The organism is Rhodococcus sp. ENV425 (assembly GCF_002887785.1).
Taxonomy (GTDB): domain Bacteria; phylum Actinomycetota; class Actinomycetes; order Mycobacteriales; family Mycobacteriaceae; genus Rhodococcus; species Rhodococcus aetherivorans.
The window spans coordinates 13,096-19,805 of sequence record NZ_PCZU01000186.1 but is presented as its reverse complement, the minus strand read 5'-3'; the positions used below and the strand labels follow the sequence as shown (position 1 = coordinate 19,805).

The 6,710-nt window shown below is 71.2% G+C and carries 5 protein-coding genes; 2 read left to right on the top strand and 3 right to left on the bottom strand.

Translation table 11 applies throughout. The annotated features are described in order from the left end of the window. The 3 genes from CQZ88_RS15425 to CQZ88_RS15415 form a co-directional block, all read right to left on the bottom strand. On the bottom strand, positions 1–1,223 hold a 1,223-nt coding region (locus CQZ88_RS15425), incomplete at its 3' end, for an HAD-IC family P-type ATPase (protein WP_146034311.1). Positions 1,224–1,343: 120 nt separating this feature from the next. Beyond that, the gene (locus CQZ88_RS15420) at positions 1,344–2,735 is read right to left on the bottom strand and encodes an FAD-binding oxidoreductase (protein WP_102799992.1); all 1,392 of its coding nucleotides are present in this window, start codon (positions 2,733–2,735) and stop codon (positions 1,344–1,346) included. Beyond that, complete coding sequence (locus tag CQZ88_RS15415; RefSeq protein WP_006946643.1) at positions 2,732–4,390, bottom strand: L-lactate permease; 1,659 nt, start codon at positions 4,388–4,390, stop codon at positions 2,732–2,734. Before CQZ88_RS15415 ends, CQZ88_RS15420 begins: the two co-directional genes overlap by 4 nt. Before the next feature lie 153 nt (positions 4,391–4,543). Here CQZ88_RS15415 and CQZ88_RS15410 point away from each other — a divergent pair, with 153 nt between their 5' ends. Both CQZ88_RS15410 and gdhA read left to right on the top strand, forming a co-directional pair. After that, positions 4,544–5,227 carry a GntR family transcriptional regulator gene (locus CQZ88_RS15410; protein WP_006946645.1) on the top strand — a complete coding sequence of 228 codons (684 nt, stop codon included), beginning with the start codon at positions 4,544–4,546 and terminating at the stop codon, positions 5,225–5,227. Positions 5,228–5,365: 138 nt separating this feature from the next. Beyond that, a complete protein-coding gene (gene gdhA / locus CQZ88_RS15405) occupies positions 5,366–6,709 on the top strand; it encodes an NADP-specific glutamate dehydrogenase (protein ID WP_006946647.1) in 1,344 nt (447 codons plus the stop codon). Position 6,710 lies beyond the last annotated feature (1 nt).

Here is a 6,710-nt window from a genome sequence, read left to right as displayed (position 1 = left end):
GCATCGGCGGGCAGCGGCAGGCTGCCGACGGTGACGCGCCGGCCGTCGACGGTCGCGGCCACGCCGGTGCCGGCCTGCTCGGCGACGTCGGTGGGCAGCGACAGGGTCAGCCCGCGCATCTTCGCCTCCTGCACGATGGCCTCGGCGAGCACGTGCGGGGAGAGCTGGTCGGCGGAGGCCGCCAGGCGCAGCAGCTCGGCGCCGTCGCCCCCGGGTGCGGTGACGATGTCGGCGCCGGCGGGCCGGCCGCTGGTGAGCGTGCCCGTCTTGTCCATCACCAGCGTCGTCGCGTGCCCGAGGTTCTCGAGTGCGCCGCCGCTGCGGATCACCACCCCCAGGCGCGAGGCGCGGGAGAGACCGGAGACGATCGCGACGGGCGCGGCGAGCAGCAGGGGGCACGGGGTGGCCACCACCAGCACGGCGACGGCACGGGTCGCCGACCCGCTGAACAGCCACGCGAGCCCCGCCACCGTCAGCGACAGCGGCAGGAACCACGCGGCGACCCGGTCCGCGATCCGCACCACCGGGGCGCTCTCGGCGGCGGCCTCGCGGGCCAGGCGCACGATGCCGGCGTAGGTGCTGTCCTCGGCGGTGGCGCGGGCGTGGATCTCGAAGGCGCCGCCGGCGGCGACGACGCCGCTGCGCACGGCCTCCCCGGTGCGGCGCTGCACGTGCATCGGCTCGCCGGTGAGGACGGACTCGTCGAGCACCGCGAGTTCGGACGTGACCCAGCCGTCGACCGGCACCACCTCGCCCGGCCCGACGACCAGGGTGTCCCCGGGTACGACGTCGCCGAGCGGCACCACCTGCACCTCGTCGCCGACGCGGCGGCGCGCGGTGTGCGGGGCGTGCTCGAGCAGGGCCCGCAGGTCCTTGGTGGCGCGGCGTTCCGCGGCGGCGTCGAGGGCCTGCCCCGACGCGAGCATCACGCCGATCAGCGCCCCGGCGACGTACTCGCCGACCAGCAGGGTGCCGACCAGGGAGAGCACCGCGATCAGATCCACCCCGACGCGGCCGCGGCGCAGCGCGTCGATCACCCACCAGGTCGCGGGCACGATCGCGACGACGGTGCCGGCGATCCAGCAGGCGTCGGCGACGGCGTGGGCACCGAGAAGCCAGGCGATGCCCCCGGCCGTCAGGGCGGTGAGGGTGACGGCGAGCAGCGCGGGTTCGAAGGCGCGGCGCAGCCGCTCCCGCCGCGTGGATTCCGGTTGTGTCGCCACTGCCGCACTCCCCCGTTCCGCACCGGTGCCGATGTCACCTCCCACCGTGCCACCACCAGCCGTCGGCCGGGTAGGGACGGAGGTCCGTCGACGGGTCCGTCCCCGGGGGTCGCCGGCCGGTCAGATCCCGCGCCCCGGGTTGAGAATCCCGCTCGGGTCGAACGCCGCCTTGATGCGCTGCATGAGCGCACGCTCGACCGTGCCGACCTGGGTTTCGAGGTACGGCTGTTTGAGCACCCCGATGCCGTGCTCTCCGCTGATCGAACCGCCGAGCGCCAGGCATTCGGCGACCATCTCGTCGAACGCCTGCCGGGCCCGCCTCGCGACGACCTCGTCGGCGGCGTCGAACACGATGGTGGGATGCAGGTTTCCGTCCGCCGCGTGCCCGAACGTGCCGATGAGCAGCTCGTGCCGCGCGGCGATCGCCTCGATCGCCGCGAGCATCTCGGGCAGCCGCGGCACGGGAACGGCCAGGTCGTCGAGCAGGGTGCTGCCACACCGCTCGAGCGCGGTGAGCGCGACCCGCCGCGCGGCCATGAACTCCTCCCCCTCCACCGGGTCGGCGGTGTCGTACACCTCGGTGGCGCCCGCCGCGGTACAGGCCCGCGCACACACCTGCGCTTCGGCGGCGGCGTCGCGCCCGTCGCACTGGACGAGCAGCAGCGCACCGGCTGTGTCGTCGAGTCCCATGTGCGTCATGTCGTTGACGGCGGCGATGGTGGTGCGGTCCATCAGTTCGACGAGGCACGGCTCGGCCTGCTCGCGGATCGCCAGCACCGCGGCGACGGCCTGCGCGGTTTCCGGGAAGCTCGCGACGACCGTGGCCGCCGCGGTGGCGGCGGCGCGCAGCCGCACGGTGGCCTCGACGATGACGGCGAGGGTGCCCTCGGATCCGACGAGCAGTTGCGTGAGGTTCAGTCCCGCCACGTTCTTCCGGGTGACGGCGCCGGTGTGGATGATCCGCCCGTCGGCGAGCACCGCCTTGATGCGGGCGACATGGTCGGCCGTGACCCCGTACTTCGCGCAGCAGGTGCCGCCGGCGTTGGTGGCGAGGTTGCCGCCGATGGTGGAGACGGCGCGGCTGCCGGGGTCCGGCACGTACCACAGCCCCCGCTCGGCGGCCGCGGCGGCGAGATCGCCGTTGATCACCCCGGGTTGCACTGTGGCGGTGCGTGATTCGGTGTCGATTTCGACGATGGCGTTCATCTTCTCGACGCTGAGCACGATGCCGCCGTCGAGGGCGTTGGCCGCACCCGCGAGACCGGTGCCGGCGCCGCGGGTGACGACGGGGATGCCGTGCCGGTGCGCGATCGTCAGGGTGGCGACGACGTCGTCGGTGTCCCGCGCCCGGACCAGGGCGAGCGGCATCCCGGCCGGCGTGAGCAGCGACTGGTCGCGCCGATAGGCGAGCATCCGGTCCGGATCGGTGACGACGGCGTCGCCGAGGGCGTCGACGAGCGCGGCGACGACCGGCTCGGTGTCGGGGACGGGAGTCACGACGCTGGTGTTCACGGAACCATCCAATCGAGAACGGGGGTGGACTGCAGGTAGATGACGACGGTGAGGAACACGAGCAACCCGAGGCTCCAGCCGATCAGACGGCGCAGGATGACACCCTCCGCCCCGGCCAGGCCGACCGCGGCCACCGCGACCGACAGGTTCTGCGGCGAGAGCATCTTGCCGAGCACACCCGCGGACGAATTGGCCGCCGCCATGAGCACCGGGTCGAGCCCGGCCTGCTGCGCGGCGGTCATCTGCATGACGCCGAACAGCGAGTTCGACGACGTGTCGGATCCGGTGATGGCCACGCCGATCCAGCCGATCAGCGGCGAGACGAGGGCGAACACCCCGCCCGCGGACGCGAGCGCCATGCCCAGGCCGGCGGTCTGACCGGACAGGTTCATCACGAAGGCCAACGCGAGCACCGAGGTGACGGTGACAATGGTCCAGCGCAGCTGCACGAGGGTGTCGGCATAGGCGCGGACGGCGCGGCGTACGCCGATCCCGTACATCCCGGCCGTGACGGCCCCGGCGAGCAGCAACAGGGTGCCGGTGGCCTTGAGGTGGTCGAGTTTGAACGTCTGCGCGCTCAGCGGCTTGCCGTCGACGTCGACGATGTCGAGTCCGGGCCAGCGGAACGACACGGTGCCGATCTCGGTGAGCCACGTCTTGACGAACGGGATCTGCGCCACGGTGAAGATCGCGATGATCGTCAGGTACGGGGCGAGGGCCAGCAGCGTGCGCCGCGTCCGGCTGTATCCGTCGAAACGCGACGGCGGGGCGGCGATGCCGACCGCGGTGCCGGCGCCGACCGGTGCGGTGAGGGCGGTGTCGGTCGTGGCGACCAGGCGCTCCTCCGGCTGCCACACCTTCAGCATGCCCAGCACCGCGCCGACCGTGACGATCGCGGCGACGACGTCGGTGAGCTCGACGGTGAGGTAGTTCGCGGTGACGAACTGGGCGAGGCCGAAGGTCAGGCCCGCGACGACCGCGACGGGCCAGGTCTGCCGAATTCCGCGGCGGCCGTCGACGAGGAACACCATCACCATCGGCACGACGGCCGCGACGAACGGCGTCTGCCGGCCGGCCATCGCGGACAGGTCGTCGAGCGGCAGCCCGGTGACCCCGGCGAGCGCGAGGATCGGGGCACCCATCGCACCGAAGGCCACGGGCGCGGTGTTCGCCAGCAGGGACGTGCACGCGGCTTTGAGCGGTGCCATGCCCGCGGCCATGAGCATCGCCGCGGAGATCGCGACGGGCGCGCCGAATCCGGCGAGCGACTCGAGCAGCGCACCGAAGCAGAAGGCGATGAGAATGGCCAGGATGCGCTGGTCGTCCGAGATGGACCGGATGACCCGGCCGAGCTCCTCGAACCAGCCGGTGACAACCGTGAGCTTGTAGACGAAGAGGGCGTTGACGAGGATCCACAAGATCGGGAACAGGCCGTAGAAGGCTCCCTCGGCGGTCGCGGCGGCGGCCTGGCCGAGCGGCATGCCCCACCCGGCGACCGCCGCGAGCACGGCGAGCGCCAGACCGACGAGGGCCGCGCGGTGCGCCTTCCATCTGAAGACGCCGAGCATGACGAACATCGCGGCCAGCGGGATCGCCGCGACCACGGCCGACCAGGCGAGTGAGCCGCCGATCGGGTCGAGTGTCTGTTGGTACATAGCGCGCCTCTCGTTGTGATGCCTGTCACCGTTTCCCAGAATTGTCAGACAAGTACACATTCCTGTCAAGAATGCATGTGCGGCGTCGTGCAAGAATGCTCGTGTTCGCGCAGGTCCGTGCGGGTGCGCGGAGAGCCGGGAAGGAGCGGGGCATTGGTCGGACGCGTCGAGGCCCTGTCGATCGTCGACGCCCTCGCCCTGGAACTGCGGCGGCGCGTGTTCGCCGGGGAGCTGACGCACGAGGACGCCCTCACCGAAGCCGAGGTGTCCCGCGCCTACGAAGTCGCCAGGCCGACCGCCAAGGCCGCCATCGAGAAGCTCGTCGGCGAGGGCCTACTGCAGCGCAGCGCCCACAAGACCGCCCGCGTGCCCCAGTTGGGCCCCGACGACGTGCGTGACATCTACCGCACCCGCGCGCACCTGGAATCGGTGGTGCTGCGCGCGCTCGCCGAGACCCGGGCGGTGCCTCCGGCGGCGTCGGCCGCCAACGCCGAGATCTCGGCCATGACCGAGGCCGACCCGCTCACCGTCGTCGAACCCGACATGCGCTTCCACACCGCCCTGGTGGACGCGCTGGGCAGCCCGCGCACCAGCCGCATGTTCGGCTCGCTCGTGTCCGAGGTGCGGCTGTGCATGGTGCAGGTGCAGGGCAAGCAGCTGCTCACCACGACGAGCATCGCGGCCGAACACCAGCAGATCCTCGACGCCGTCCTGACCGGCGACGGCGATGCGGCGGTCGAGGTGATCACCCGGCACCTCGGACGCGCACGCGAACGCCTCGTCGCCGCGCTCGGCGGCAGCCCGGGCCCGGAAGCCACCCTTCCCGAGCCCGCGTAGCCGTCCCCCGGTTCGGCCGACACCCTCGACGCCCGGAGCCCGGGCATACTGCCCCCTTTTATCGGATGCCCGGTGCCTGCGCCTATGATTCAACGTGTTAACGCCATGTAACAGTTTCCTCACAGTCAGGTGGTGAGCGTGTCGACCCGGGACCGCATTGCAGAGATCTACGAACAGGTGAAGGCGCGCAACGCCGGTGAACCCGAGTTCCATCAGGCAGCCGCCGAGGTGTTCGAGTCCCTGCATGTCGTCCTCGAGCGTCACCCCCGCTACTTCGAAGCCGGCCTCATCGAACGGCTGACCGAGCCCGAGCGGCAGATCATCTTCCGGGTGCCGTGGATCGACGACCAGGGCAACGTGCACGTCAACCGCGGCTTCCGGGTCCAGTACAACAGCGTGCTCGGCCCGTACAAGGGCGGCCTGCGCTTCCACCCGAGCGTCAACCTCGGCATCGTGAAGTTCCTCGGCTTCGAGCAGATCTTCAAGAACGCCCTCACCGGCCTGCCCATCGGCGGCGGCAAGGGCGGCTCGGACTTCGACCCCAAGGGTCGCTCGGAGCAGGAGATCATGCGCTTCTGCCAGTCCTTCATGACCGAGCTGCACCGCCATATCGGCGAGTACACCGACGTCCCGGCCGGCGACATCGGCGTCGGCGGACGCGAGATCGGCTACCTGTTCGGCCAGTACAAGCGCCTGACCAACTCCTACGAGTCCGGCGTGCTCACCGGCAAGGGCCTGACCTGGGGCGGCTCGCAGGTGCGCCGGGAGGCCACCGGGTACGGCGTCGCCTACTTCGTGGCGGAGATGGCCAAGTCCGTGAACTCCTCCCTCGAGGGCCGCAAGGTCGTCGTGTCCGGTTCGGGCAACGTGGCGATCTACGCGATCGAGAAGGTGCACCAGCTCGGCGGCATCGCCATCGCCTGCTCCGACTCCTCCGGCTACATCGTCGACCAGAACGGCATCGACCTCGAGCTGCTCAAGGAGATCAAGGAGGTCCGGCGCGGCCGCATCTCCGAGTACCTCGACGAGCGTCCCGACGCGCAGTACTTCCCGGGTGGTTCGATCTGGGACGTGCCGTGCGACGTCGCCATCCCCTGCGCCACCCAGAACGAGTTGGACGAGACCGCCGCGAAGACCCTGGTCAACAACGGCGTGCGGGTCGTCGCCGAGGGCGCGAACATGCCCACCACCCCCGGTGGCATCGCGGTGTTCCGCGAGGCGGGCGTCGCGTTCGCCCCGGGCAAGGCGGCGAACGCCGGCGGCGTGGCGACCTCCGCGCTCGAGATGCAGCAGAACGCCTCCCGCGACTCGTGGCACTTCGACTACACCGACGAGCGCCTCGCCGGCATCATGCGCGACATCCACCAGAACTGCGTGGACACCGCAGCCGAGTACGGCAAGCCCGGTGACTACATCCACGGCGCCAACATCGCCGGCTTCGTGAAGGTCGCCGACGCGATGTTCGCGCTCGGCGTCATCTGAT